General features: G+C 66.6%; 23 protein-coding genes. 10 read left to right on the forward strand and 13 right to left on the reverse strand.

Annotated elements, in window-relative coordinates; genetic code table 11:
* Nucleotides 1–12: 12 nt before the first annotated feature.
* From M0R89_RS14670 to M0R89_RS14690, 5 genes are all read right to left on the reverse strand, one after another.
* The gene (locus M0R89_RS14670) at nt 13–1,071 is read right to left on the reverse strand and encodes a tyrosine-type recombinase/integrase (protein ID WP_248649829.1); all 1,059 of its coding nucleotides are present in this window, start codon (nt 1,069–1,071) and stop codon (nt 13–15) included.
* Entirely contained in the window at nt 1,061–1,474 is a 414-nt protein-coding gene (locus M0R89_RS14675) for a DUF5805 domain-containing protein (protein ID WP_248649830.1), read from the reverse strand. Before M0R89_RS14675 ends, M0R89_RS14670 begins: the two co-directional genes overlap by 11 nt.
* 746 nt (nt 1,475–2,220) lie before the next feature.
* On the reverse strand, nt 2,221–3,120 hold the full coding sequence (locus tag M0R89_RS14680) for a phosphoribosyltransferase HisG-related protein (protein ID WP_248649831.1): 900 nt from the start codon (nt 3,118–3,120) through the stop codon (nt 2,221–2,223).
* A 142-nt stretch (nt 3,121–3,262) separates the two neighbouring features.
* The gene (locus tag M0R89_RS14685) at nt 3,263–4,285 is read right to left on the reverse strand and encodes a sensor histidine kinase (protein ID WP_248649832.1); all 1,023 of its coding nucleotides are present in this window, start codon (nt 4,283–4,285) and stop codon (nt 3,263–3,265) included.
* 41 nt (nt 4,286–4,326) lie between these two features.
* Entirely contained in the window at nt 4,327–6,417 is a 2,091-nt protein-coding gene (locus M0R89_RS14690; protein ID WP_248649833.1) for an AAA family ATPase, read from the reverse strand.
* Between the two features lie 111 nt (nt 6,418–6,528).
* Here M0R89_RS14690 and M0R89_RS14695 point away from each other — a divergent pair, with 111 nt between their 5' ends.
* Entirely contained in the window at nt 6,529–7,506 is a 978-nt protein-coding gene (locus M0R89_RS14695; protein ID WP_248649834.1) for a WD40/YVTN/BNR-like repeat-containing protein, read from the forward strand.
* A 371-nt stretch (nt 7,507–7,877) separates the two neighbouring features.
* On the opposite strand, the gene M0R89_RS14700 is transcribed toward M0R89_RS14695, so the two are convergent.
* The 3 genes from M0R89_RS14700 to M0R89_RS14710 all read right to left on the reverse strand — a co-directional run bounded on the left by M0R89_RS14700 (nt 7,878) and on the right by M0R89_RS14710 (nt 10,824).
* Nucleotides 7,878–8,711 carry an MBL fold metallo-hydrolase gene (locus M0R89_RS14700; RefSeq protein ID WP_248649835.1) on the reverse strand — a complete coding sequence of 278 codons (834 nt, stop codon included), beginning with the start codon at nt 8,709–8,711 and terminating at the stop codon, nt 7,878–7,880.
* A gap of 81 nt (nt 8,712–8,792) precedes the next feature.
* Nucleotides 8,793–10,286 (reverse strand): DUF8593 domain-containing protein, encoded by a 1,494-nt coding sequence (locus M0R89_RS14705; protein WP_248649836.1) that lies wholly within the window; start codon nt 10,284–10,286, stop codon nt 8,793–8,795.
* Nucleotides 10,287–10,422: 136 nt separating this feature from the next.
* Nucleotides 10,423–10,824, reverse strand: a complete 402-nt coding sequence (locus M0R89_RS14710) for a YlbF/YmcA family competence regulator (protein WP_248649837.1) — start codon at nt 10,822–10,824, stop codon at nt 10,423–10,425.
* 183 nt (nt 10,825–11,007) lie between these two features.
* On the opposite strand from M0R89_RS14710, the gene dph2 reads away from it, so the two are divergent.
* The 5 genes from dph2 (at nt 11,008) to M0R89_RS14735 (ending at nt 14,070) form a co-directional block, all read left to right on the forward strand.
* The gene (dph2, locus tag M0R89_RS14715) at nt 11,008–12,057 is read left to right on the forward strand and encodes a diphthamide biosynthesis enzyme Dph2 (RefSeq protein ID WP_248649838.1); all 1,050 of its coding nucleotides are present in this window, start codon (nt 11,008–11,010) and stop codon (nt 12,055–12,057) included.
* Nucleotides 12,058–12,102: 45 nt separating this feature from the next.
* On the forward strand, nt 12,103–12,624 hold the full coding sequence (locus M0R89_RS14720) for a GrpB family protein (RefSeq protein ID WP_248649839.1): 522 nt from the start codon (nt 12,103–12,105) through the stop codon (nt 12,622–12,624).
* A gap of 131 nt (nt 12,625–12,755) precedes the next feature.
* A complete protein-coding gene (locus M0R89_RS14725) occupies nt 12,756–13,151 on the forward strand; it encodes a DUF7961 family protein (RefSeq protein WP_248649840.1) in 396 nt (131 codons plus the stop codon).
* A 46-nt stretch (nt 13,152–13,197) separates the two neighbouring features.
* On the forward strand, nt 13,198–13,887 hold the full coding sequence (locus tag M0R89_RS14730) for an METTL5 family protein (protein ID WP_248649841.1): 690 nt from the start codon (nt 13,198–13,200) through the stop codon (nt 13,885–13,887).
* Between the two features lie 36 nt (nt 13,888–13,923).
* Complete coding sequence (locus tag M0R89_RS14735) at nt 13,924–14,070, forward strand: hypothetical protein (protein ID WP_248649842.1); 147 nt, start codon at nt 13,924–13,926, stop codon at nt 14,068–14,070.
* A gap of 15 nt (nt 14,071–14,085) precedes the next feature.
* Here M0R89_RS14735 and M0R89_RS14740 read toward each other — a convergent pair whose 3' ends face one another.
* Nucleotides 14,086–15,732: a rhomboid family intramembrane serine protease gene (locus M0R89_RS14740; protein ID WP_248649843.1), complete on the reverse strand. Its 1,647-nt coding sequence runs from the start codon at nt 15,730–15,732 to the stop codon at nt 14,086–14,088.
* Between the two features lie 129 nt (nt 15,733–15,861).
* Here M0R89_RS14740 and M0R89_RS14745 point away from each other — a divergent pair, with 129 nt between their 5' ends.
* Nucleotides 15,862–16,146 (forward strand): DNA-directed RNA polymerase subunit L, encoded by a 285-nt coding sequence (locus M0R89_RS14745; protein ID WP_248649844.1) that lies wholly within the window; start codon nt 15,862–15,864, stop codon nt 16,144–16,146.
* 247 nt (nt 16,147–16,393) lie between these two features.
* The gene (locus M0R89_RS14750) at nt 16,394–17,146 is read left to right on the forward strand and encodes a hypothetical protein (RefSeq protein WP_248649845.1); all 753 of its coding nucleotides are present in this window, start codon (nt 16,394–16,396) and stop codon (nt 17,144–17,146) included.
* Between the two features lie 62 nt (nt 17,147–17,208).
* Here the strand turns inward: M0R89_RS14750 and hisF are convergent, their stop codons facing one another.
* On the reverse strand, nt 17,209–18,024 hold the full coding sequence (gene hisF / locus M0R89_RS14755) for an imidazole glycerol phosphate synthase subunit HisF (protein ID WP_248649846.1): 816 nt from the start codon (nt 18,022–18,024) through the stop codon (nt 17,209–17,211).
* A 198-nt stretch (nt 18,025–18,222) separates the two neighbouring features.
* On the opposite strand from hisF, the gene M0R89_RS14760 reads away from it, so the two are divergent.
* A complete protein-coding gene (locus tag M0R89_RS14760; RefSeq protein ID WP_248649847.1) occupies nt 18,223–18,549 on the forward strand; it encodes an EthD family reductase in 327 nt (108 codons plus the stop codon).
* A 13-nt stretch (nt 18,550–18,562) separates the two neighbouring features.
* On the opposite strand, the gene M0R89_RS14765 is transcribed toward M0R89_RS14760, so the two are convergent.
* Nucleotides 18,563–20,308, reverse strand: coding sequence for a glycoside hydrolase family 13 protein (locus tag M0R89_RS14765; RefSeq protein ID WP_303657505.1), 1,746 nt, complete (start codon nt 20,306–20,308; stop codon nt 18,563–18,565).
* 73 nt (nt 20,309–20,381) lie between these two features.
* Here M0R89_RS14765 and M0R89_RS14770 point away from each other — a divergent pair, with 73 nt between their 5' ends.
* Nucleotides 20,382–20,621 (forward strand): DUF7550 family protein, encoded by a 240-nt coding sequence (locus M0R89_RS14770; protein WP_248649848.1) that lies wholly within the window; start codon nt 20,382–20,384, stop codon nt 20,619–20,621.
* 132 nt (nt 20,622–20,753) lie between these two features.
* Here M0R89_RS14770 and M0R89_RS14775 read toward each other — a convergent pair whose 3' ends face one another.
* Both M0R89_RS14775 and purL read right to left on the reverse strand, forming a co-directional pair.
* Nucleotides 20,754–22,175 (reverse strand): hypothetical protein, encoded by a 1,422-nt coding sequence (locus M0R89_RS14775; RefSeq protein ID WP_248649849.1) that lies wholly within the window; start codon nt 22,173–22,175, stop codon nt 20,754–20,756.
* A gap of 312 nt (nt 22,176–22,487) precedes the next feature.
* Nucleotides 22,488–24,713, reverse strand: a complete 2,226-nt coding sequence (gene purL, locus M0R89_RS14780; protein WP_248649850.1) for a phosphoribosylformylglycinamidine synthase subunit PurL — start codon at nt 24,711–24,713, stop codon at nt 22,488–22,490.
* Between the last annotated feature and the right edge of the window lie 280 nt (nt 24,714–24,993).

Consider the following 24,993-nt stretch of genomic DNA (forward strand, 5'->3'; position numbering starts at 1 on the left):
CCCGTCGCGCCGTTAGAGCAGCGAGTAGATGTGGCGCTCGTAGACCTCTCGAACCCTGTCGCCCCAATTGTGGGTGTAGGTGTCGATGATGTCGTCGGCCACGTCCCCGCGCAGGTACTTCACGATGCCCCGGTCGCCCGTCCGGTCCCGGAGGTGGGTGGTGAAGAAGTGCCGGAAGTAGTGGGGCGTCACGTTCTCCTCTGCGCCGCCGCCGCGTCGGTACCACCCCGCCTCGCTGGCGTGGGTCTCCACGACGTTCCGGACCATCTGGGGCGTGAGACGGCGGCCCCACTTCCTGCCGGTGCTGACGAAGAGCGGTTCGGCCGCCGAACGGGCGTCGGGGCGGACCGCGAGCCACCGGGTCAAGACCCCCGCGAGCTCGGCGTCCACCGGAATCACGGTGGCCCGCTTGCGCTTGTTCGCCGCGTCGCGCTCCTCGCCGTTGACGACCGTTCCGCGGGCGGCGTCGGCGGTGACGAACAGCGAGTCGCCCCGCCCGTCGAGTTGCGGCCGGGTTCCGAGTCGGTACGCGTCACCGGCCTCTCCCGTGAGTCGGAGGTCCCGCAAATCGAGGTTACAGAGTTCGCCGACCCGCATCCCCGTCTTCAGGAGCGCGACGACGACGGCCCGCTCCAGCGGATGGGTGACGCCCGCGACGAACGACCGCATCTGCGGAATCGAAATCTCCCGGCGAGTCGGGTCCTTGTCGATGGACTCGTTCATCTCCTCGACCACGAGCGCCATCGGATTCGAGTCGAACGCGCCGACCTGCGTCATGTAATCGTAGAACCGATGGAGGTAGGAGGCGTAGGTGGCGACGGTGCTCTCGGCGAGGTCGTCCCGGAGGCTGTGGACCCACGCCATACACTCGCGTTGACTCGCCTCTCCGGGCGAGAGTGACTGGCCTCCGGGGTTGCGGTCGGGGTCGCCCACGAACGCCTCGAACTCACGGAGAACGCGCTCGTAGGCCTCGCGAGTCCGCTCGCTCTTCCCGTGGAAGCGGAGGTCCTCGATGAAGTAGCCCACGGGGTCCTCGGGGTCGGCGTCGCCGGTGGTCCCGCTACTCGCCATCGTTCGTCACCGTGTATCCGCCGCGGCGGCCGCTGTACTGAACTCGGTTCTCGTTTTGCAGTTCTTGGAGCGTCTCCTCCAGTCGGTCCTCGAAGTCGCCAGCCAACTCCTCGACGAGTCGGTCCCACGACAGATACTCGTCGGAATTCAGGAGGTCGAGGAGGCGGGTTTCGAGACCGTCACCCCTGGGGTCGGGGGCGTCAGAAGGCCCTTCCGCGCGGTTCGCCGACTCTCCGGCCCCCGATTCGAGGCCGAACCCGCGTCTCCCGGCCTGTACCATCGTTCTGACGAACTCGCTCTGACTCATGTCGAGGTCGTCGGCGTGCCGTTTCCACTCATCTTTCTGATATGTCGGCACGAACGTCTTCACGACCGCTCGGTCGGTGTCGGCGTCGTCGCTCATCGGTCGTTTGGCCGGTCACACCCCTCCCATATGAATCTGTCCCAGACAGACAGATAAGGAACTTTATCTTCCGAGACGGTACTGAATATGTGCCGAATGACGGTACTCTCCAGGGAGATAAATCGTATGACAGTCCTAGATGGGGAGATTAGAAATGAGCTCTAGGCAGTACTACCTAGAGAGATTACTCATTCATTGCCGTAGTTGTGACCAGAAATTAGCCGTGCATTACACGAATTCACAGAGACAGAAGGGGCACGTTTTTATCCACAATCTGGCTGATTCTCGGAGAGTCATCGACGGGCAGTGTCGTCTAGTGGTCGGTGACGAACGTGGTCCGTTCTCCTGTCGGGGTGCACGTCTACGGTGGCGAGTCGCAGGTGTGCCGCCGGCTGGCTCTCCGTGACCAGAACCGAATACTCGCTACGAACGAGAAGGTCATCTGCGACAGCGATAATCGTCGGTGCGACGAGACGTTGACGGCGCGTGGTGGTGGAGTTCAGAATCAGACCAGATGGACTCCGCGGTACTCGTTTCACCTGCACGTAGAAATCGCGTCGTCGTTGTCCCGGAACCGCCGGTAGTGTCCGGCGAGTGTATCCGATATCCGGTCACTGGCGCTTTCGACCCACAACGCTACGAAAAACAGACAGAACGTCTCATCTCGATAGTAGGTCCAGAAGTAAACTCCATAATGATATATTCATCCGGCAGGAAGACTGGTTACCAGCGAGTACGGAGAGAAGTCAGTAAATCGCCATCGCGGTCTCGGTCTCGGCGCGCGCGAACATCTCCTTCACTCTCTCCGCGACGGCGTCGCTCTCCTCGTAGTTCTCCATCAGGACCGTCTCGCTCGGGAACAGTTCCTCGCCGACGACCAGACCGTGTTCGCGCGCGGTCGAACCGGTCACGGTCAGGTAGACGCCGGCGCCGGTGTCGGCGATAGCGGCCTCCTCCTCCTCGTCCTCGTCGGGGTACGCGAAGTCGAGCGTCTCGCTGTTGCGCGTGCCGATGACGGCCTCGACCAGTCGCTCGTATCGGGGCGAGATACAGAGTTCGCCCTCGTAGTCGCGCAGGAACTCGCGGGTCGGCCGGTCGCCCTGCGGGAGCGTCTCGGGCGTCGCCATCAGCGTGTGGTACACCGTGTCGCCCATTCCGGCGACCACGCGAACGTCGGTGTCGTGGGGGTCGATGCGGGCGTTCACGTCGGCGATGCGCGAGAGCGGGTCCGGGCGGAGTTCCACGACTTCCTCCAACACGAGGTCGGCGCTGTCGAACCCGAGCGCGAAGTCGTGCTTGCGCAGCGACCGGAAGGGTTCCTCGCGCCCGACCAGTCGGAGGTTCACGTCGCCCGCGGGGACGTCGACGCTGTCGAAGACGATGCGCCGGGGCTTGCCCGCCCGGTCGTCGCGCAGGAGCGTGAAGTCCGGCCTCTCGGGGTCGTCGAGGTGGCTGTACTCGGCGAGACGCTCGTAGGCGTTCCGGTCGGGCGTCTGGTCGCCCTTCGTGACGGCCTTCTCGTAGCGGAGCGTCGAGATAATCTCGTCGGCGACTCCCTCGGCGTCGGCCTCCGCGGCGACTCGCTGGAGGACGGCCTCCAGCGGTCGCCCCTTGCGCGGCACTGCCACCGCAATCGTGTCGGTCATTGTTCGCACAATGGAGAACCGGGAGTAAACGCGTTGCGCTTCGTGCGACGCGGTGGCAGGTCCGAACTCCGGTCCGAAACGGCGACCGGAACCGCCGAACGGTCGGCCTCGGGCGCGAAGAAGAACGGTCGAAACGCGCCGGTCACTCGCCGGCGACGCCCGAGAACTCGACGCGCGCGCCGCCCGACTCGCTCTCGCCGACGCGAATCTGCCAGTCGTGGGCCTCCGCGATGCGGCGGACGATGGCCAGACCGAACCCGGTGCCGTCCGGAGCGGTCGAGTAACCGCCCTCGAAGACGAGTTCGCGGTCCTCCGGCGGGATGCCCGGCCCGTCGTCCGCGACGAAGAAGCCGTCTTCGGTCGCGTCCACGACCACCGTCTCGCCGCCGTGTTCGGCCGCGTTCCGAAACAGGTTCTCGAAGAGAGCGCGGATTCGCCGGCGGTCGGAGACGACTCGCCGGTCGGTTCTGACCCGGAGGTCCATCTCGGGGGTCTCGACGGTACTCCACGCGTCTCGGGCGATGGCGTCCAGTCCGACCGGCGAGAGGTCGTCCACGGTCTCGCCGTGCCGCGAGAGCGCCAGCACCTCGTCCACCAGTCGTTCCATCCGGTCGTGGGCGCTCTCGACCGCCTCGAAGTGTTTCTCGTCGCCCGTCTCGCGAGCGAGTTCGAGGTGGCCCTGCGCGACGTTCATCGGGTTCCGGAGGTCGTGGGAGACGATACTGGCGAACTCGTCCAGTCTGTTGCGCTGTTCGGCCAACTCGTCGGTGCGCCGCCGGAGTCGGCCGTGGTAGACCCCCAGCAGGCCACCGCCGAGCGCGCCGACGCCGACCGTGGTCAGCACGACCGACGCGGGTTGGAGCACGCGTCGGCCCTCGACCGACTGGAGGACCGAAATCCAACCGGCGAGCAGGCCCATGACGACGCCGCCCGCGAGGCTCCACAGGAAGACGCCGCTCACGAATCCGGCCCGGAACTCGGCGGTCCCGAGCCAGACGCCCAGCGCGACGACGAACAGCGAGAGCGCGATGGGGACGGCGAACCGGACGAACTCCGCCGAGAGCAGTTCTCCGCCGACGGCGAAGTAGCTAGCCGAGACCGCGAACAGACCGCCGCCGAGTCCGGCGACCGACCACCGTTCGAGCGAGACGGCGTAGCGGGACACTGCCGATACATCCGGCGGAAGAAGCATAAAACCAACCGTGACTAGTTGCCGAACACGTCGTTAATCCGTTCGCGCCACTCCTGAATGCCCTCGATTTCGTCGCGGATGTCGGCGATGTCGGCCTCGACGCTCTCGACGCGGGCCGTGAGGTTCTCCTCCAGCGCGTCGAGGTCGTCGGACAGCGACTCGACCTCCTCCGAGACGCTCTCGACCGCGTCGGTCACGTCGCTCACGTCGTCCAGTTCCTCCCGGACGCCCTGCAGTTCGTCGGTGACGGACTCGATTTCGGCGCTGACCGAGGTCACGTCCTCGGTGTTCGCGCCGACGAGTTCTTCGAGTTCGTCGAGTTGCGTTTCGAGCGTCTCGAACTCTTCGCCGAAGTCGCCCGCCTCGTCGAGTTCGGCTTCGAGGGCTTCGACCTCGCCACGGAGGTCGTCGAGCGCTTCGACGTCCTCTCGGAGCACTTCGAGTTCCGCGACGTCTTCTCGCAGGGTCTCCAGTTCCGCGACGTCTCCGCGCAGCGTCTCCAACTCGTCCACGTCGTCGCGGAGGGCCTCGATTTCGGCGACCTCCTCGCGGAGGTCCTCGACGGCCTCGACGTCGCCGCCGAGTTCCTCGACGTCGGCTTCGAGGTCCGAAACGTCCTCGCGGAAGTCCGCCTTGAACTCTCGGAGGTCGCTGCGCAGGTCGCTCTCTACGTCTCGGAGTTCGCTCTCGACGCGGTCGAGGTCGTCCTCGAAGGCCTCCACCTCGGACTCGACCGCCGAGAGGTCACCGCCGAGGTCCTCGACTCGCTCGTCGGTCTCGGTCCGGACGGCCTGCACCTCGTCCTCGAAGGCGTCCACGTCGGCCCGAATCCGGGCGAGGTCGTCCTCGAAGTCGCCGAAGATGTCCTCGGCGACCCCGTTCTCGTCGATGAACTCCTCCAGCGCCTCGGTGTAGGCCGAGAGGTCCTCGACGCGCGACTGGAGGTGACGGATGCGGACGTTGGTACTCTCGGGGGTTTCGACGTCCAACTCGCGCTGGATGGCGGTCAGGTCCTCGTCGGAGACCTCCCCGGCGCGAATCTCGTCGGCGAGCGCGGCCGCGACGCTCCCGGGACTCGGTGGGGACGGTTCGGCCGCGGCGGTCGCCGTCTCGTCGGCGATCTCGGAGGGCGGCGTCGGGTCCTCGGCGTCGGTCTCGTCGCGCGCGGCGTCGTCGGACTCCTCGTCCGCGGCGACTTCGTCCGCCGGTCCCTCGTCCGTAACTCCCTCCTCGTCTCCGAGTTCATCGGTTTCGAGCGCTTCGTCCTCTTCTTCGTCGGCCCCCTCGTCGCCGAGGTCCAGCGATTCGTCCGCGGTCGCCTCGTCGGCGACTTCCTCGGACTCGGGTTCGAGGAAGCTCTCGGAGTCGTCGCCCTCCTCGGCCCCCGTGTCGGGCGAATCGTCGAGAGGGTCGTCGTCCGCTTCGGCGAGCGGATCGTCGTCCGTTTCGGCAAGCGGGTCCTCGTCGCCCACTGCCAACGGATCGTCTCCCTCGTCCGCCTCGGCGAGCGGGTCCTCGTCGCCTACCGCCAGCGGGTCGTCTTCCTCGTCCAGTCCGAGGTCCTCCTCGCCGGCCACCACGTCGCGGACGAGTTGGCTGTCCTCCTCGGAGACGATGTCCGTGATGGTGTTGCCGTCCGGTCCGCCGACTTCGCCGTCAAGGTCCGGGCCGTCAGCGGTGGCGTCGTCACTCCCGCCGACCGTTTCGACTTCCTCGGCGTCGGTCTCGCCGGAGTCGACCCCGACCGGCGTGACCTCCTCGATGCTCGGGGTCCCGAGGAAGGACGAGGGGTCGTCGTCGTCGGCGAGTCGGACGCCGTAGACGGTCACCAGTTCCTCGCCGGCGTCGAGGTCGCGCTCGAACTGCACTCGGTGGTCCTTGTACGCCGTCCAGTTGTCGTTCTCGTAGTCGGGGTGGAACCCGACGTTGTCCATCGGAAACTCCTCCGGGATGTCGTCGGCTAGCCGGAGCGTCGCGCGCTCGTCGCGCTCCGAGCGGACGACGAATTTGATAGCGGGGACCGCGAACTCCTCGCCCTCGAAAGACTTCTCTACGACGACGCCGCTCTCGCTCGTCGTCACCACCTCGGTCATGCTGTCACTCATACGGTTCACATCCCACAATGGGCATATAAATCACACGCCGTCGTCGGTGAAATTCCTGCTCGCACGTGGGCAGGGTGTACCTATTTGACTACGCCCGGCGTACCGGCGACTATGTTACTCGCAGGAACCTACGACGGCGTCTACCGGGCCGACGGACCCCGCTTCGATTCGGCCGAGCGAGTGCTGGACTCGGACCGAGTCCTGCGCGTCCGGCGGTTCGAGGGCTGGGACGGCGTGTTCGCCGCGACGAAGTCGGGGTTGTACCGCTCGACCGACCGCGGCGACTCGTGGACGAATCTGGACGTGCCCCGCGAGGAGGTGTACTCGGTGTTGGGTGACCCCGCGGGCGAGCGCCTGTACGCGGGCACCCACCCCGCGCACCTGTACGTCTCCGAAGACGGCGGAGGCGAGCGAACCGACGGTTCGCGAACGTCGTCGGACGTGTCCGACGGAACGACGTGGCAAGAGCTAACCGGGTTGCAGGACCTGCCGTCGCGCGACCAGTGGCACACGCCGCGCCACCGCGACGAGGCCCACGTCCGGAGCCTCGGCGCGCACCCCGACGCGCCCGAGCGAGTAATCGCGGGCGTCGAGGTGGGCGGCGTCCACGTCAGCGACGACGGGGGCGAGACGTGGACCGAGCGACGCTCGGGCGTCCACGACGACGTGCACCACGTCCTCGTGCGCGGTCCGGACCACTACGTCGCCTCCTGCGGCGGGGGTCTCTACCGGACCCGCGACGCTGGCGAGAGTTGGGTCCGACTCGACGACGGGGCGGACCACACGTACTTCCGGGAGGCGTTCGCGCACGACGGCACGCTCTACGCCGCGGCGGCCCGGTCGTCGCCCGGCACGTGGAAGGGCGATCGCGGCGCGGACGCTGCGCTCTTCGAGTCCGAGAACGACGGCGATACCCTCGAATCGGTCCCCTATCCGGGCCAGCCCGAGGAAGTCGTCCTCTCGTGGGCCGACGACGACGGCCGCGTCGTCGCGGGCACGAACGACGGCGGCGTGATGTTCCGGTCGTCCGGCGAGTGGGTCGAGGGCGGCCGGATACCTTCGGGCGTGGCGTCGCTCTGCTGTCTGTAGCGGCGACTCCGAATCTCTCGAAGTAGCTCAGCCCTCTCGGGTTAGTCGGACTGTCGGTTCGGGTACGTCGCCCGCGACCGCGCGAGGCGTCCGGGTGGGCTTCGTCCCGTCTTCAGATTTAAAGTCTCTGCGCGCTGGCAGGGCGTTTCCCGACGGTGAAAAAAACCTATATAGCCGTTTTGGAATGAAGAATATTGCTTTCGGATGTGTCTAGATGGGCGACTCTCCGCTTCGGCGCGTGCGGTCGCGGTGCCGTACGGCCGCGACAGACTCTCTCGTTCGAACCTGAAGCTAGCCTCGTCGCGTTTCCGATTGCTCTGATGACGTTCTACGAAAAGTCGTCACGCCTCACACGAAAAACGAACCCGGCCTTAAATGTTCACGCGGTCGCCGATTTCCGCGATTTCCAATCTCTCGGGGGAGTCGAAACTCCGGGCGTGGCCGTGGAGCGCGGTCGGGTCGGCGGTCAGACCCTTCCACATGTCCCAGTGGCTCGGGAGGAAGCGCTCGAACTGGAGGTCGCTGGCCGCCTCGACCGCCTGATTCTCGTCGTTGTACCACCGCGTGCGCTTCGGTTCGCGGGTCTCCTTGTCCGGAATCCGGCCGACGCTCCCGAACGCCAGCACGCCGAGGTCGATGTCGTACTCGTCGCCGACGCGGGCGAACTCGTCGCTGGGCTTGGTGTCGCCGCCGTGGAAGAACGTCCGGCCGTCGTACTCCACGACGTAGCTGACCGGGTGGGTCGCGTCGGGGTCGTGGGCCGGTTCGACGTGGACGGTGAACGCGCCGACCTCGAAGGTGTCGCCCTCCTCGACTTCCGCCAGTTGGCTGTCGTCTACGTCCCACTCGTCGGTCCAGTTTTCGTCGTCGCGCGCGACCGCGAGGCTGTCGTCGGGCGCGTGGAAGGTCGCGCCGGTCGATTCGAGAATCGGTGCCTGACTCGGGCCGTGGACGTGGTCGGTGTGTTCGTGGGTGGCCAGAATCGCGTCGGCTTCCCCCACGTCAGCGGGGTCGAACGGTACCGGGACCATCCGGACCGTGCGCGGCGGGTCACCGGTCCCGAGGTACGGGTCGACGAAGACGGTCGTGTCCTCGGCCTTCAGGACGAAGCCGTTACAGCCCAGATACCAGACCGCGATTCCATCCGGGTCGGCGTCTTCGACCGCCCGCGGGAGCCAGTCTCCCCAGTCGCTGTGGATTGCCATGTCGCCCAGTGTGCCGACAAAAGAGGTAAGTGTTGTTCTTCGCGCCGACCGCGAACGTCTCGACCGCGATCGACCCGAACGCTACAGGCTTCGCAAGCGGACGTGGTCGTCGTCGATTTCGTCGATGCGGTCGGGGTCGACCGAGTAGGCGTCGTCGTCGTGGCCTTCCCACCCGAGTCGGGTCTTGACTCGCTGGGCGAGTCCGGGGTTCGGGTCGACGTACAGCATGTTCGTGTCCTCGTCTACCTCGGTGACGACGCCGACCTTCTCGTCGTTGGCGTCCAGCACGTCCTTGCCGACGTCGTGGTCGTCCAGCGTGACCATCTCGCGGCCGACCATCGTCTCGTCGTCGGTCATGTCCCCGCTCGCATTCGCGACCGACTCGTCGTCGGTCGGTTCGTCGCCCATCGTGGTCCCGCTCTCGGCGGCGGTGGTCTCGTCGGCGGTCGCGGTGGCGGTTCCGTCGTCCGCACCGGTCGTGACGCTCGTAGCGGTCTCGTCGCGGTCTATCCGGACGCCCTCCACGTCGAGGCGCTCGCCTTCGATGTCCGCGTCGGCCGCGTCGGAACCGACGAGCATCGTCTCCACGAGGACGGACTCGACGGTCTCGCTACTCACGAGTTCCTCGTCGGTGAACTCGAAGGTGAGACGCTTGCGGTCCACGATTTCGTCCTCGACGATGCGCCGCTCGTAGAGGTGCGTCTCGATGACGCCCTCGTCGGTGAACTCGCTCTCGACGTGACCGCCCTCGATGGCGTCCTCGGTGACGATTTCCCCGCCGAGGAGGTCGCTCTCGAGGATGTTCTGCTGGACGCCCTCGAGGTCGACGCGACTCTCCAGCGTGTCGGATTCGAGCGTCTCGGTCTCCTCTACGTCGTGGTCCACGACGCGACTCTCGACGGTCTTTCGCTCGATGAGTTCTCGCGTGACCTCGCGCGTCTCGTCCACGTCGACCGTGATGACCTCGCGGTCGGTCACGTCGATTTCCTCGACGTCTTCCTCCCACGCGGTGCTCTCGCTGTCCTCCACGATGGCGATGCCGCGCTCCTCCTCGCCGATGTGGATGTCGACGATTTCCCGCCGAATGAGTTCGGTGCCGATTACCTCGTCGCGGATGATTTCGCTGTCCACGACCTTGCTCTCGATGGTCTCGGTCTCCCGGACCGTCTTCTCGATGACCTTCGTCTCGGTAATCTCGGTCTCGACCGTCTCGCCCTCCATCAGGGCCTGCTCGACCTCCTCGTCTTCGAGCGTGGCGCGCTCGATGGCCTCGGTCCGGTCCACGAACTCGAACTGCTCGCGGCCCTCGCTCTGCCGGTCGTCGTGCCGGACCAGCGCGAGTTCGTTCTCTTCGAGATGCTCGTGGAACTCGTCCCACGAGGCCTCTTCGACGTTCTCGGTCGAGTCGTCCTCGGGGTAGTGGACGTGCGGTTCTCGCTCGCCCGAGTCGCTCGTCCGGTACGCGGGCTTGTACCCGCTGTCCTCTATCCACGTCCGAATCGTGCTGCGGTCGGTCGTGACGTTCGTTTCGCCGTCGCGGTCTACGTTCGTGTTACTTGTCCTGTCGTCTGCCATATTTCCCACCGTAAACAGAGTCGGGGTCTGGAAACTTAGGTCTCGTTGCCAAATTTCGTAAACGAACCGACAGACGACCGGTAGGCGTCGAACTCGACGCCGACCGTCGCGGCCGAACGAGAAAATAACCGCGGCGCTAGTCTTCGCAGCAACCGCTCGCCTGGTCGCCGAAGTCGACGGCCAACGGCTCCGAGATGGCCTGATTGACCGACTCCATCTTCTCCTCGAGGTCCTCCTGTGCCTGCAGGTACTCGTCCATCACCGGCAGGGAGTGCAGTTCCTGCTGGGCCTCGCGGACCTTCTGGATGTCCTCTTGGGTCGCCTCGCCGGTCTGGCGCGCGAGCATGAACTCCTGGCGCAACTGCTCGAACTCCTGGACCTTCTCTTGGGCCTCGTCGTCCTGCTCGACGGCCTCCTTGGTCTCCTCGAACCGCTGGTACTCGGGCGTCTGGGCGAGTGCCTCGCCGAGTTCGCCTGCGAGTTCTTCGACGCGGGAGAGCTCAGTCGCCTCGCCGTCGGCCTCGGTTTCGATGCTCATGTACCGGTCTGTTGGAACTGCGGCGTTTTAGACCTGCCGGATGCACCTCCGAGCGTCGGCGAGTCAAGGCTTCGTTCGGTTCGGACGTACCGCGACGGACGCGACGGCGCGGCCCTCCGACGTCGAAACGGTCCCGGTTAGAGAACATCGTCCTTAAACGTCCTGACCGACAAACCAATTCCAATGAGCCAAGACTCCGAGTACAGCGAGGGAGACCTCCGAAACACCGGCATGTCTCTCAAGCACGACCGGGAGTGGGATTACGAACTTGACCGCATCGTGGAGGCGGTAGAGGAGCGCGACGCCACCAAGGTCGGACTGCAGTTCCCCGAGGGACTGAAGCGCCGCGGCCCGAAGGTCGCCGACGACATCCGCGAACTCGTCCCCGACGACGTGACCGTGATGCTGTCGGGCCAGCCCTGTTACGGGGCCTGCGACCTCGACACCTTCCTGATGAAGCGGACCGACGTGTTCGTCCACTTCGGCCACTCGCCGATGAAGAACACGGACAAGGTCATCTACGTCCCCCTCTTCTCGAACGTGGACGTGTTCCCCATCATGGAGGAGTCGCTCGACGAACTCGCCGACCCCGACGAGGACCCTCACGTCGGACTCGTCACCACGGCCCAGCACATGAACCGCTTCGAGGAGATGAAGTCGTGGCTGGACGAGCGCGGCTACGAGGTCCACACCCGCCGGGGCGACGACCGACTCACCCACGAGGGGCAGGTGCTGGGCTGTAACTACGCCAGCGCCGACATCGACGCCGATCAAGTACTGTACGTCGGCGGCGGGAAGTTCCACCCGCTCGGCCTCGCGATGGAGCATCCCGACAAGAACGTCGTCATCGCCGACCCCGTCAACAACGTCGTCACGGTCGCAGACACCGAGAAGTTCCTGAAACAGCGCTACGCCTCGGTCCACAAGGCGATGGACGCCGAGAAGTGGGGCGTCATCTTCTGCACTAAAATCGGACAGGGCCGCTGGGAACAGGCCCAAGAGATTCTCGACGACAACGACGACGCCTACCTCATCACGATGGACGAGGTGACCCCCGACCGACTCCGAAACTTCGACATGGACGCCTTCGTGAACACCGGATGCCCGCGCATCACGACCGACGACGGCCCGCAGTTCCACAAGCCGATGCTGACCCCCGGCGAGTACGAAATCGCGGTCGGCAACAAGCCGCTGGACGAACTCAGCTTCGACACGTTCCACGGCACGTGGTGACGGCGGCTCCCTGACTTTTTACTCCTTCCGGGCGACGCACTCCGTATGGTCGGCTTGGAGCGCGGGACGGTAGAACTTCGCCCTCACCAACCCGAGTGGAAACGGCATTACGAGGCGGAGGTCCGGCGACTGGAGGCCATCGCCGGTGACCGTCTGCTCGACTACGAACACGTGGGTAGCACCGCCGTCGAGGAACTGGCCGCGAAACCAATCATCGACCTGTTGGCGGTCGTGGCAGACGTGGAGGACGCGACCGAACTCGTCCCGCTCCTCGAATCACACGGCTACGAGTACCGACCGGAAGACGACGTTCCGGAACGACTCTTTCTCGCCAAGGGACCGCGGACGAATCGCACTCACTATCTCTCGCTCACCGAACGCGACACTGACTGCTATCGGGAGGCGATTGCATTCCGCGATTTTCTCCGCTCCCATCCCGACGTTGCCCAGGAGTACGAGGCGCTGAAACGAGAGTTGGCGAAAAAACACCCGGACGACCGGGAGGCGTACACCGAACGAAAAGGTGAGTTCGTCGAGCGCGTCCTCCGGCGTGCGATGGACGAGTGAGTCGAGGTGTAGAGACACCCCCAACCGAAACGGCGTCGAATGACGGCGCCCTGACGAGACGCCCACAGGAATATAACTCACGCGCATCTACCGAACCTTTTTGTATGAGTAACGGGTATGTGCTGGTAACGATGAGCGCCACTCGCTCCGCGGACGTCCGAACTGCCATCGAACGCTGTCGCGTCGAAGACGCCACGCCCGTCAGCCTCGACGCCGACGCCATCCCGACCGCGCGCGCCGACCTCATGGACCTCAAGCGCGAACTCGACGCCGACGACCTCGTGGCCGCCCGCGTGGTCGTGGACGCCTGCTTCGGAGAGGACTGCTCGTTCGCCACGCAGGACGAGGCCGACCGCGTCCGCGAGTACGTGCGCACCGCCGCCTTCCTCGGCGCGAGTACCGTCACCGTCGAGTTCGACAGCGTGGGCGACGAGTCGAAGGTCCGGCCCGCACTGGCCGCTGTCGCGGAGCGCGCCCACCGCGAGGGCGTCACGCTCGACCTGGACGGTCCGATTACGCTGGACTGAGAACCGAATCCGAACGTTCTCCTTCTCGGAGCGATTTCTCTCTCGCATGGATAAGGCCGCGCTGGAGCGCCGTCTCTCTCGGGTCGAAGGGTTCGCGGACCCGCGACTCGACTTGGAGCAGTATCCGACGCCGGCGGACCTCGCGGCCCACCTCGTCCACCTCGCGAGCGTGCATGGCGACCTCGCGGGCGAGACGGTCGTTGACCTCGGCACCGGAACCGGAATGCTCGCACTCGGGGCGGCCTGCCGGGGTCCCGCGCGCGTCCTCGCGCTCGACCGCGACCCCGCGGCGCTCGCGCAGGCCCGCGAGAACGAGCGCCGGGTCGTGGACCCGGGCGCGTCCGCGACCGGGGCGGCCTCCGCGACGCCGGTCGAGTGGCTACTCGCCGACGCGACCCGCGCACCGCTCTGTCCGTCGGACGCGCCGCTCCGCCCGTCCGACGCGCCCGCCGACCGGTCGAACGTCACGGTCCTGATGAACCCGCCGTTCGGCGCGCAGGCGGGCAACGAACACGCAGACCGCGCGTTTCTGGCGACCGCGAGTCGGATTTCGGGGACCTCCTACTCGATTCACAACGCCGGGAGCGAGTCGTTCGTGGAGGCGTTCGCCGCCGACGAGGGCGGCGAGGTGACGCACGCCTTCCGGGCCGAGTTGACGCTCTCCCGGCAGTTCGGCCACCAGACCAGCGAGACCGAAGCAATCGACGCCGAGGTCTTCCGGATTCGGTGGGAGTAGCGCAAGGTTTTCGTCGCAGGATTCGTGTCGGCAAACATGAGCGAACACCTCGAAACCCGAGTCCGACTCATCGGTGCCGGCGTACAGACGTCGCTGTTCGGTCTCGCCATCGTGGAGTACGACTCCGTCGGATTCGCGCTCGTCCTCCTCGGCACACTGGTCACTCTCGGCGGTCTCATCTGACGGACGGGAGCGCCCTCACCGGTACGTCTCGCGGGCCGCGACCTGCACGCGAGTTCCGTCGAGCGAGGCGAACAGCTTTCGACCCTCGCGGGTGAACCGGATGCCGGCGAGAGTCACGTTCCCGCCGGGGTCGGGGATCGGCGCGTCGGCGACCGTCGAGTTGTTCCGCGTGACGAGGAGGCGGAACTCCCCGTCGGCCGGTCGGACGACGACCGAGTGATTCGCGAGCGTCGGCCCGGCGACGGCGGGTTGCGAGGCGAAGACGTGGGTCCACTCGTCGTCGTCCGGGCCACGAAGCCAGACCTGATACGCCGTCCCGCCGTTGACCGCCGACCAGCCCCGGCGCTGAACCCGGACGTCCTCTGCCCACCCGACGCCGCCGACCCGAACGCGCGTCCGGCCGTCGAAGGCGAGGCGTCCCTTCGAGACCGCCTGCGTCCATATCTCGCGGTCGTCGTTGACAACGATGACGCCGCTGGTGGTCACGTTGGTCGTCTCGCCGAACATCGACACGTCGATGGCCGAGACCTTCTGGTTCTGGACGTTCTCGGCGTAGGTCACGTCGTATCCGTGGACCTCTATCGCCGGGCCGCCGCCGGGGACGCTGGCGTCGCCGACCGTGGTGAGGTTGACCGGAATCGCGACGCCTACCATGACAGCAAGCGGGAGAAGGAGCGCGAGCAGGCCGACCTGCTGGCGGGACACGTCGCCGAACAGCGGTCTGCGGTCGGCCGTCGCGGCGACTGTCGTCAGCACTGCGAGCGTGACGACGAAGACGACGCCCCACCCGCGATAAAGGACGTAGGTGCTCTCGCCGCGGTACCACCAGAGCGCCCAGAGGGTCATCGACATGCCGAGGACGACCGCGCCGGTCCAGAGTCGGAGCGCGCCGACTCGCTCGCGCCGCCGGTAGAGGACCGCCACACCGAGAAGGATGCCGAGCAGGAGACCGAGGACGTGGCCCTGCACCGCGATGCCGTACCACCACGGTTCGCCGAACCTCCGCGACGCCGACCCGAATATCCGGGGGTCGAGCAGGGCCCGATAGGTGGTCCTGATGGCTCCCTGCGCCGACACCGCGACGACGGTCATTAGCGGGTAGCGAACCAGCGCGAACCCGACGAACGCGAACGCGACGCCCGAGAAGCCGATGATGGGACCCCACGCGAACACGCTGGTCGCCAGTCCGACCAGCGCGACGCCCGCCGGGAAGAGGACGAACGCGCGAACCCACGGGTTGCTCGTCCGCGAGAAGAAGGGGTTCTCGCCGCGCTTCGACGGGAAGTGCCCGTAGAAGTACTCCGCGAGCGGTGCGACCGCGAGCGTCGTGGTGAGGTTACCGACGAGGTGGCCCGGCCCGGTGTGCGAGAACGGTGCCAGAAGCCACCCGACGGGGTAGAGGTACGACCACGACGAGAACGGGAGGGTCACGGGGTTGCGCCAGTTGCCCGCGCCCTGCTGGACGAAGAGGTAGACCGCCAGCACGCCCATCACCGAGACGAGAGTGCCCCACGGGACGCCGAGCAGGAACCGCGACCGGAGACGGCGACCCCATCGACCCGCGGGAGCGTCGAGCCGCCGGACCAGCGCGAGCGACAGCAGGACGACGACCGGAATCGCTACCTGCGCCGGTGCCGGCAACCACGGGGGCAACTGAACCATACCGGTTAGTTTCTCCATCGCGGTATAAATGGGTGGCTGGATTCGGTCGAGGGCTCGCCGAGCGACGGCGGGTCGCCCTCGACGCGTCTTTCCGTAATGTTGAAACGCACAAAGCTAGAACTGACGGGTATGGAACTACGGGTTGCCGAGAAGGCCGACGACGAACTCTCTATCGAAATCGCCGGGGAGGACCACACGTTCATGAACGTGCTGAAGGGAACTCTCCTCGAACACGAGGGCGTCGCGGCCGCGACGTACGACATGAACCCCGAGCAGTCCGGCGGACAGACCGAACCCATCCTGACCATCAAGACCGAGGACGGCACCGACCCGCTCGACGCGCTGGAAGACGCCACCGGCGACATCAAGGACAAGACCGCGGCGTTCCGCGACGCCTACGAGAGCGCAGTCTGAGGCCTCTTCTCGTCGCTTCGGGCGTCCCGTTTCTCACGAGCGACTCCGAACGCCGAGCGTCGCCCGACTCTGAACCGCCGTTCGCGCCGTTCACTCCGTTCATCGCCACCGCCGAGCGTCGGCGTCGGAGAGCGACCGTCAGACGCCGCCAGAACCCGAATAAGCCCGACTTAATCGTCGTAACACGGCACGGAAGCCCCAAACGGTCGGGGCCGTTTATTGACGCACTCGGAAAACCTTCGGTCGCATGAGAACGCGCGCAGTAGTCGTAGCGACACTCGTACTGCTCGCCGGAGCGTCCTCCGCGCTCGCGGCGTCACCGAACGCACACGACGCTACCGCCGCGCCGGCCGACACCGGCGTCGCGGCCCAAGACCAGACGAACAACCAGACCTACCAGTACCAGAATCTCACGATTCAGAATCTCACGATGACGAACGTCACGGTTCAGCAGGCGGTGCTGAACCAGACGCAACTCGACCGCGGGGTCAACGGTACCCAGTCGCTGGGCACCGCGACCGCGTCGAACCTGACCGTGGTGAACGCTTCGTTCGAGAACGTGACGCTGCTGAACGTCACGATTCGGAACCAGACCGTCGCCCAGCAGTTGTTCGGCGGCGAGACGCCGCCCGAGGGCGAGAACGCGACGATTCAGAACGCCTCGCTCTCGGAGACCAGCATCGAATCGCTGTTCGTCGAGACGGGGAGTCTCGGCAGCGCGGAAGTCAACAACATCCGCACGTCCTTCTCGCCCGGCGGCGTGGGTGAGGGCAACCCCATCGAGGGCACGCCGACCGTCGAAGTCGAGAACATGACCGTCGGGTCCGCAATCCTCGACACCGTCGAGGCCGACCGCGTCAGCATCGAGAACGCCTCGGCCGGTATCGGTCTCATCGGCGGCGGTCTCGGTGGCATGAGCGGCGAGACGACCGCCGACGGCGCCGCGACCGGAAACGAGACCGGAAACGGGACCGCCGCGCTCGCGGCCCCCGACCTCTGACGCGCCGGTAACGCGTCGATTCGACTCCCGCTTTTTCTGCCCGCAGACGAGAAGTAGGGACCTCAGAGCCGAACCGGTACGTCGCGCTCGGCCAGATACTCCTTGACGTCCCGAATCGAGTACTCGCCGAAGTGGAAGATGGAGGCCGCGAGTCCGGCGTCCGCGCCCGCCTCGGTGAACACCTCGTGCATGTCCTCCGGACCGCCACACCCCGAGGAGGCGATGACCGGCGTGTCCACGGCGTCGCAGACCGCCTTCGTCAGCGGGATATCGTAGCCGTCCTTCGTGCCGTCGGCGTCGATGGAGTTGACGAACAACTCGCCGGCGCCGCGCTCCTCGGCCTCCGCGGCCCACTCGACCACGTCGAGGCCGGTTCCCTCGCGGCCGCCCTTGACGGTACACTCGAACCAGCAGGACTCGCCGTCCACCTCGACGTAGTGTTCGCCCTGCTCGTCGTAGCGGCGCTCGGCGTCCACCGAGATGACGATGCACTGGCTTCCGAAGGCGTCCGCGCCCTCGGTGATGAGGTCGGGGTTCGCTATCGCGCCCGAGTTGATGGAGACCTTGTCGGCCCCCGCCCGGAGCGTCTCCTTGATGTCCTCCTTGGTTCGGATGCCCCCGCCCACGGTCAGCGGGATGAATATCTCGTCGGCCACGTCCTCGACGACGCCGAGCATCGTCTCGCGGCCGTCGGCGCTCGCGGTGATGTCGAGGAAGACGAACTCGTCGGCCCCCGCCTCGTTGTACCGGCGGGCCATCTCGACCGGGTCGCCGGTGTATTCGAGGTTCTCGAAGTTGACGCCGGTGTAGACCGCCGGGTTCCCGTCCTCGTCCAAGTCCACGTCGATGCACGGGACGATGCGCTTGGTGAGAGTCATTTCGTTACTCGTGAGTTTGCACGAGGCGGGTTTCACGGTTTCGACTCCGACAGGTGTTCGGAACCGGGAGTCGGCCCGAATCGGAGGGTCGTCCGAATCGGGACTGCGAAACGGGGTCGCGGTCACGCGGCCTCCGAACCGCCGAGTCCGACCACCGACATCCCAACTTTCACGACCGTAGCTCCCGAATAACGCAATATGTCCTGCAAGATGGTGATTCTCGCGGTCCGGGACGACGACACCAGTCACGACGAGTGCGTCGAGTACATGCACGACGAACACGCGCCGCTGGTCAACGACCTGCCGAACCTCCAGCGGTACACGTCCTCGGTCCCGCTCGACCCCGAGAAGGCGGGCTACGACTACGTGGCCCAACTCTGGTTCGAGGACCCCGCGGCGATGAACGAGTCCTTCGAGTCCGAGACCGGCGCGGAGGTCCAGGAGGACGCGGCGTCGTTCCTCGACATGGACGCGACAGAGATGATTCCGGTCGCCGACGAGACGACCCACTACGAGGCGGAGTGACCGTCGCTGGGGTTCAGTCCAGTTCGTACACTCGCGCTTCGTACGGTCGCAGTTCGAAGGAACGCGGCCCCTCTGCGTCGACCGCGTAGTTGTGGAGGACGCACTGTGAATCCTCGTACTCGACGCTCTCCGGGAGCGAGAACGTCGGTGTCCCCTCGCCGAAGTTCAGGACCGCCAGCAGTCGGTCGTCGCCGAGCGTCCGGAGGTAGGCGTAGATGTCCGGGTCGTCCGGCAGGAGGAGTTCGTAGTCGCCGTAGATGGCCGCCGGCGTCGATTTCCGGAACCGAATCAGCTCCCGGTAGTACTCCCAGACGGAGTCCTCGCGGGCCGTCGCGTCGGCGACGTTGACCGCCTCGTAGTTCGGGTTCACGGGAATCCACGGCTCCCCCTCGGTGAAGTCCGCGTTCTCCCCGTCGGACCACTGCATCGGCGTCCGGGCGTTGTCCCGGCTTCGGTAGCTTACGACCTCCAGAATCTCGTCCATCGGCCAGCCCGCGCGCTTCTTTCGCTCGACGAAGTTCCGGGCGCTCACGTCTTGGACCTGCGACTCGCGCTCGAACGGGAAGTTCGTCATGCCGATTTCGTCGCCCTGATAGACGTAGGGCGTCCCCCGGAGCGTGAACAGCAGCGTCGCCAGCATCTTGGCCGACTCGATGCGGTAGAGGCCGTCGTCGCCGAACCGCGAGACGATGCGGGGCCAGTCGTGGTTGCCCAGATAGACGCTGTTCCACCCCTCGCCCCGGAGTCCGTTCTGCCACTTCGTCAGCACGCGCTTGAACTCCGCGAGGTCCAACTCGCCGACGCTCCACCGGTCGCCGCTCTCGCCGTAGTCGAGGCTGACGTGCTCGAAGTGAAAGACCATGTTCAGGCCGTCGCCGTCGGGACCGAGGTACTGCTGGGCCTCCTCGACCGTCGCGCCGGGCATCTCGCCGACCGTCATCACGTCTCGGCCGTCGAGCACCTCGTCGTACATCTCGGAGATGTACTCGTGGGCGCGCGGCCCGGTCATGAAGTGTTCCGCGCCGGTCCACCCGGAGTCGGGGTCGCCGTCGGGCAGGCCGTCGGCCTTCGAGACGAGGTCGATGACGTCCATGCGGAAGCCGTCGATGCCCTTATCGAGCCACCAGCGCATCATCTCGTAGACGCGCTCGCGGACCTCGGGGTTCTCCCAGTTGAGGTCGGGTTGCTTCTCGTCGAACAGGTGGAGGTAGTACTGCTCGGTCTGCTCGTCGTAGGTCCACGCCGACCCGCCGAACGCCGACTCCCAGTTGTTCGGCGGAGCGCCTCTCCCGCCCGGCCCGTCGCCTCGGCCGTCGCGCCAGATGTAGAAGTCCCGGAACTCGCTGTCCTTCGACTCGCGCGACTTTCGGAACCACTCGTGTTCGTCGGAGGTGTGGTTGACCACGAGGTCCATGACGAGTCTGATGTCCCGGTCGTGGAGTCCCGAGAGCAGGCGGTCGAAGTCGTCCATCGTCCCGAACTCGTCCATGATGGCCCGGTAGTCGCGGATGTCGTAGCCGTTGTCGGCGTTCGGCGAGTCGTAGACCGGGTTGAGCCACACCACGTCCGCGCCGAACGAGTCGAGGTAGTCCAACTTGGCCTCGACGCCACGGAGGTCACCGACGCCGTCGCCGTCCGAGTCGAAGAAGCTCCGCGGGTAAATCTGGTAGACGACCGCCTCCTTCCACCACTCGCGGTCCACGTCGAACTGGTCGAACGCCGCGCGCTCCTCGTCGGGGTCCGAGTCGGAGAAGTCCATGCGCTCTCCACGAACGGTCTCCGGCGGCTTAGGTTTGGTTGCGTTTAAGTGTCCGGGCCGGAAAGTCACTCGCATGGACGACCACGACGACCAGCACGTCGACGCCGACGACAGCGAGCATCTGGACGTGGACCAGGACGAGTACGCCGAGATGGACGACCACACCGACGACATTCACGGCCACGAGGCCGTGGAGATGGACCGCGTGACCTCGCCGATGCAGGAGTTCTCGTCGTCGCAGGTCGGCATCGGCCTCGCCGTCCTCGTCGTCGGTCTCGCTGTCGCGTTCGCGCTCCCGCTCATCGCGGCGTAGCGCGACACGACTCCGAAACGTCGCTTCTCGCCGGGCGCTTTTACCACTCTCTCTCTGTTTCCTTAGCGTGGATAGAACTATTATAGAAACAGAAAAATAAGTCTTTAGTACAGAAAATCCGTTCTCCGTCCGCTACCGTCGGTCGCCGCCGGCGACGACCGAGACGCTCGCGTTCGTGCCCGTCGCGTTCGCGCCGCCGACGAACGACTCGGTGCCGGCGAGCAGGACGACGGTCTCCTCGTCGACGCGTTCGGTCCCGAACGTGAGATTCCCGTCGCGCCAAATCGTCGGCGAACCGGTCCCCGACCGACCCGCTGATTCGTTCGCCCGCGCCCCGGCCGCGCCACCGGACCGGTTCGCGCGCGAGTCGAGATACGCCGCTATCGCGCGCTCGAACTCGTCGGCCTCGTCCGGCGAGTCCCACCGCGTCGCCCAGACGAAACTCCGGGTGCCATCCTCGTCGGCGACCGGCACGAGGCGGTCCGCGCCCCACCCGGCCGCGGCGTCGGCCGCGCGCGACTCGTTCAGTTCCGTCCCGACCGCGATGCGAGCGAACAGTTCCCCGTAGGTGTCGTTCGGTCCGCGGGTCCGATTCTCCCTCGGTTCGACCGACAGCGAGAGCGACAGCGGCATCTCCGACCCGTCGGTGTCGTTGTGCAGAATCTGCTCGGTGGTCCGGGGCGGGTCGTCGTACACCGCCGAGAGGTTGCGCGGCGAGTCGAACCGATGGCTCAGATAGCGACTGCCGAAGTAGTACCGCGCGATGCTGTACTTGACGCTCGCCGGCGCCGACCGGTAGCGCTCGGTCGTGGTAATCGAGGCCCAGTCGCCCGCCAGATACCGGCGGTCGTACGCGTCGGCGACGAACACCGCTGCGCCCTCGACGACGCTCGAATAGGTCAGGACGGTGTCGCGCGTCGGCCGGCGGTCCACGTCGAGGGCCCACTGCATCCGGACGAACGCGTTCTGGCGGAACTGGATGGTGTGGACGAACTCGTGGGCCATCGTGCGTTCGAGCGCCCGCTCGCGCCCCGCGGTCGCCACCCGTTCGTTGACGACGACCGAGCGGGCCGACGGCGCGTAGGCCGCGACCGAGACGCCCCGGCCGGACCCGCCGGTGTCGCCGTCCCCCGTCTCGTTCCCCGTACCACCGCGCTCCCCGCCGATTCCCATCACGCCGGCGAAACTCCGCGCTCGGGACCCGCTCCCCGCGGCCGACGGGCCGCCGGTGTCGTTGCGAATCTCGGCGGCCGACTCGACGACAATGACCGTCGGCGGCGCGACGTTCGCACCGAGGAGGTCGGCCGTCCGGGCGAAAATCCGTTCGTGTTCGACCGGGAGCGACCCGCCGCGGACCGAGATGTCGCGGCCTGCGGCCGCCGATTCGTTCCCGGCGACGCTCGCGTTCCGGTCGGTCAGTCCGTCCGTCGGTCCGTCACCGGGAGAGTCGGTCCCACGGGGAGCGTCCGACTCGACGGCCGTCTGCTGTGCGGTCGGCGCGGCACAGCCCGCCAGCAGGAGACAGAGAGCGCACGCGATGGCAGTCCGTGACACGATCCACCACGCGGACCGACGAATCAAATTGTTTGCGGTGCGGGAGGTCGGCTTCCGACGGTTCGGCGGGCCACAGAGCGGCGCGCTCTCGGCCGACGCACCCTGCGACGTTATCGCGGCATATTGTTTATTGACGGACAACTCGGGGTGAGAGGACGGCGTAGGACTCGACTCCCGTTGTATTTCCCGCTCGAAACACTCAGTCTCGGGCAGTTACCCCGTCATCTGCGAACGACGCGTCAGCGCCACCGGAGAACAGTCGTAGACGTTCCTGCCAAAATACCGGAAAACGACGAGAGAACTGCGGAAACGTCAGTCGAGTTCTCGGGCCAGCACGTCGCGGAGGGCGGCGATATCGTCGGCGTCGTAGCTCAGCGACTCGCCGTCGACGGTCAGGTCCAGCGCGCCCGAATCGTCCGCTTCACCGAGTTCCGCGACCGGAGCGACGCCGTCGAACGCCTCGCGAACCGCCTCGGGGTCGGTCGTGGCGACGACCGCGCGGCCCGGCGTCTCGGCGAACAGGGCGTCGAGCGAGTCGAGTTCGACCGCCGCGCCCGCTTCGTCCGTGACCATCTCGGCGAGCGCGACTGCGAGACCGCCGTGGCTCACGTCGTGGACCGCCGCGGTCGCCTCGCTGTCGGCGACGTCGGCGAGGGTCGCCACGACCTCGCGGGGGTTCTCCGGGAGTTCCGGGAACCGGTCGCTGCCGCCCGTCTGGGCGAGAAGTTGCGACCCGCCGAGTCGATTCCCGCCGTCCGCGCCGACGACGAGCAGGGTCGCTCCGCCGGCGTCGGCCGAGAGGTGGGCGGGCGGGGCGTCGTACCCGTCCTTCGTCCCGGTCATCGCCAGGGTCGGCGTCGGCGGAATCGGCCCCGACGGCGAGTCGTTGTAGAGCGAGACGTTCCCGCCGACGACCGGCGCGCCGAGCGCCGCGCACATGTCGGCGAGACCGTCCACGATACCGCGGAAGCCGCCGTACACGTCGGGCTTCTCGGGGTTGCCGCCGTTGAGGCAGTCCACCGCGGCGAGCGGCGTCGCGCCCTTCGCGGCGAGATTGGTCGCGTTCTCCAGCGCGACCGCCCGCGCTCCCTCGTAGGGCGCGGCGCTCGTCCAGTTGGGGTCCGCCCCCGAGGAGACGGCGAGGCCAGTCTCGCGGCTATCGCCGCTCGACGCCGCCGCGGAGCCTTTCTCCGCGCTCTTCCGGGCCTCGCGCAGGGCCAACACCGCGGCGTCGTCGCCCGGTCCGGTCGCGGTCCGGACCTGCACCTCGTGGTCGTACTGGCGGTAGACCCACCGCTTGCTCGCGGTGTTCGGGTGGCCGACGACCGCCTCGAAGGCGTCGCGGAGGTCGGCGTCGGGCAGGTCGCGCTCCGGCTGTGTCGGCTCCTCGGCCGGCAGGTCGTTCATCGGCGCGCCGTCGCCGAGGAACTCGGCGTCCACGTCCACCACGGTCTCGCGGCCTCCCGAGTCGCTTCGCTCCTCGGTCGGCTTTTCGGAGGCGTTCGCCTCGCTATCGAAGGTGCAGACGTAGTTCCCCTCGGTCACTTCGCCGATGACTGAACAACCGAGGTCGTACTTCTCGGCGACCTGCTCGACCGCGTCGACGTTCTCGGGGCGGACCTCGTAGCACATGCGCTCTTGGGACTCCGCGAGCAGAATCTCCAGCGCGTTCATGTTCGGTTCGCGCTGGTGGACCGCCTCCAGCCGAATCTCCGCGCCGAGACCGCCCTTGGCGACCATCTCGCTCGACGCGCCGCCGAGTCCGGCCGCGCCGAGGTCCCGGGCCGCCTCGACCAAGTCGCGGTCGAGCAGGGCCTCGTTGGCCTCGACGAGCAGTTTCTCGGTGTACGGGTCGCCGACCTGCACCGCGGGTCGGTCCTCGGTCTCGGCGTCCTCCGAGAGGTCCTCGCTGGCGAAACTCGCGCCGCCCAGACCGTCCCGGCCGGTCGCGTTGCCGACCAGCACGAGTTTGTTGCCGGGTTCCTTCGCGTCGGCCGTGACCAGTCGGTCCTCGTCCAGCAGGCCCACGCAGGCGACGTTCACCAGCGGATTGCCCTCGTAGTCGTCGTGGAAGGCCGTGCTTCCGGCGACAGTCGGGACGCCGATGGAGTTGCCGTAGTCGCTGATGCCCTCCACGACGCCCTCCAGCAGGTAGCGCGAGTGTTCGCGGTCGAAGTCGCCGAAGTAGAGCGAGTCGGCCAGCGCGATGGGGTAGGCCCCCATCGAGAGGGTGTCGCGCACGATGCCGCCGACGCCCGTGGCCGCGCCGTCGTAGGGGTCCACGAACGACGGGTGGTTGTGGCTCTCGATACCCATCGTGATGTACGTGCCGTCCGCGGCTTCCACGACCGCGGCGTCGTCGCCCGGCCCGACGACGACCTGTTCGCCCTCCGACTCGAAGGCCGACAGGAGCGGTCGAGACGACCGGTACGCGCAGTGTTCGCTCCAGAGGTTCTCGAACAGCGCCGCCTCCGCCGGGGTCGGCTCCCGGCCGAGTTCGGCGTCGACGAGTTCGCGGTCTTGCTCGGAGAGACTCATTCACCTGTCTGTACAGACACGGCGAATTAATGCCTTTCTATGTGCGAGTTCGTGCATACTCTCCCGTCGGCGTCCCGGCGAGGTGGAACTGCGACCGGATTTCGGCACGCGCCTCTTGCAAACGAACCTCGCCCGTTGGCGATACTCCGCTCGCTTTCCCCCGATTTGGGTGAGATTCGGGGCTGTCCGCGTCAGAAAATGAAATCTAGTATTCACTTCCTCTCGTCCTGTGACCAACACGTAAACTGTATTCTGATATACGAAATGCTACCCGCGGCAG

The organism is Halorussus limi (genome assembly GCF_023238205.1).
In the GTDB taxonomy this organism is placed as follows: Archaea; Halobacteriota; Halobacteria; order Halobacteriales; family Haladaptataceae; genus Halorussus; species Halorussus limi.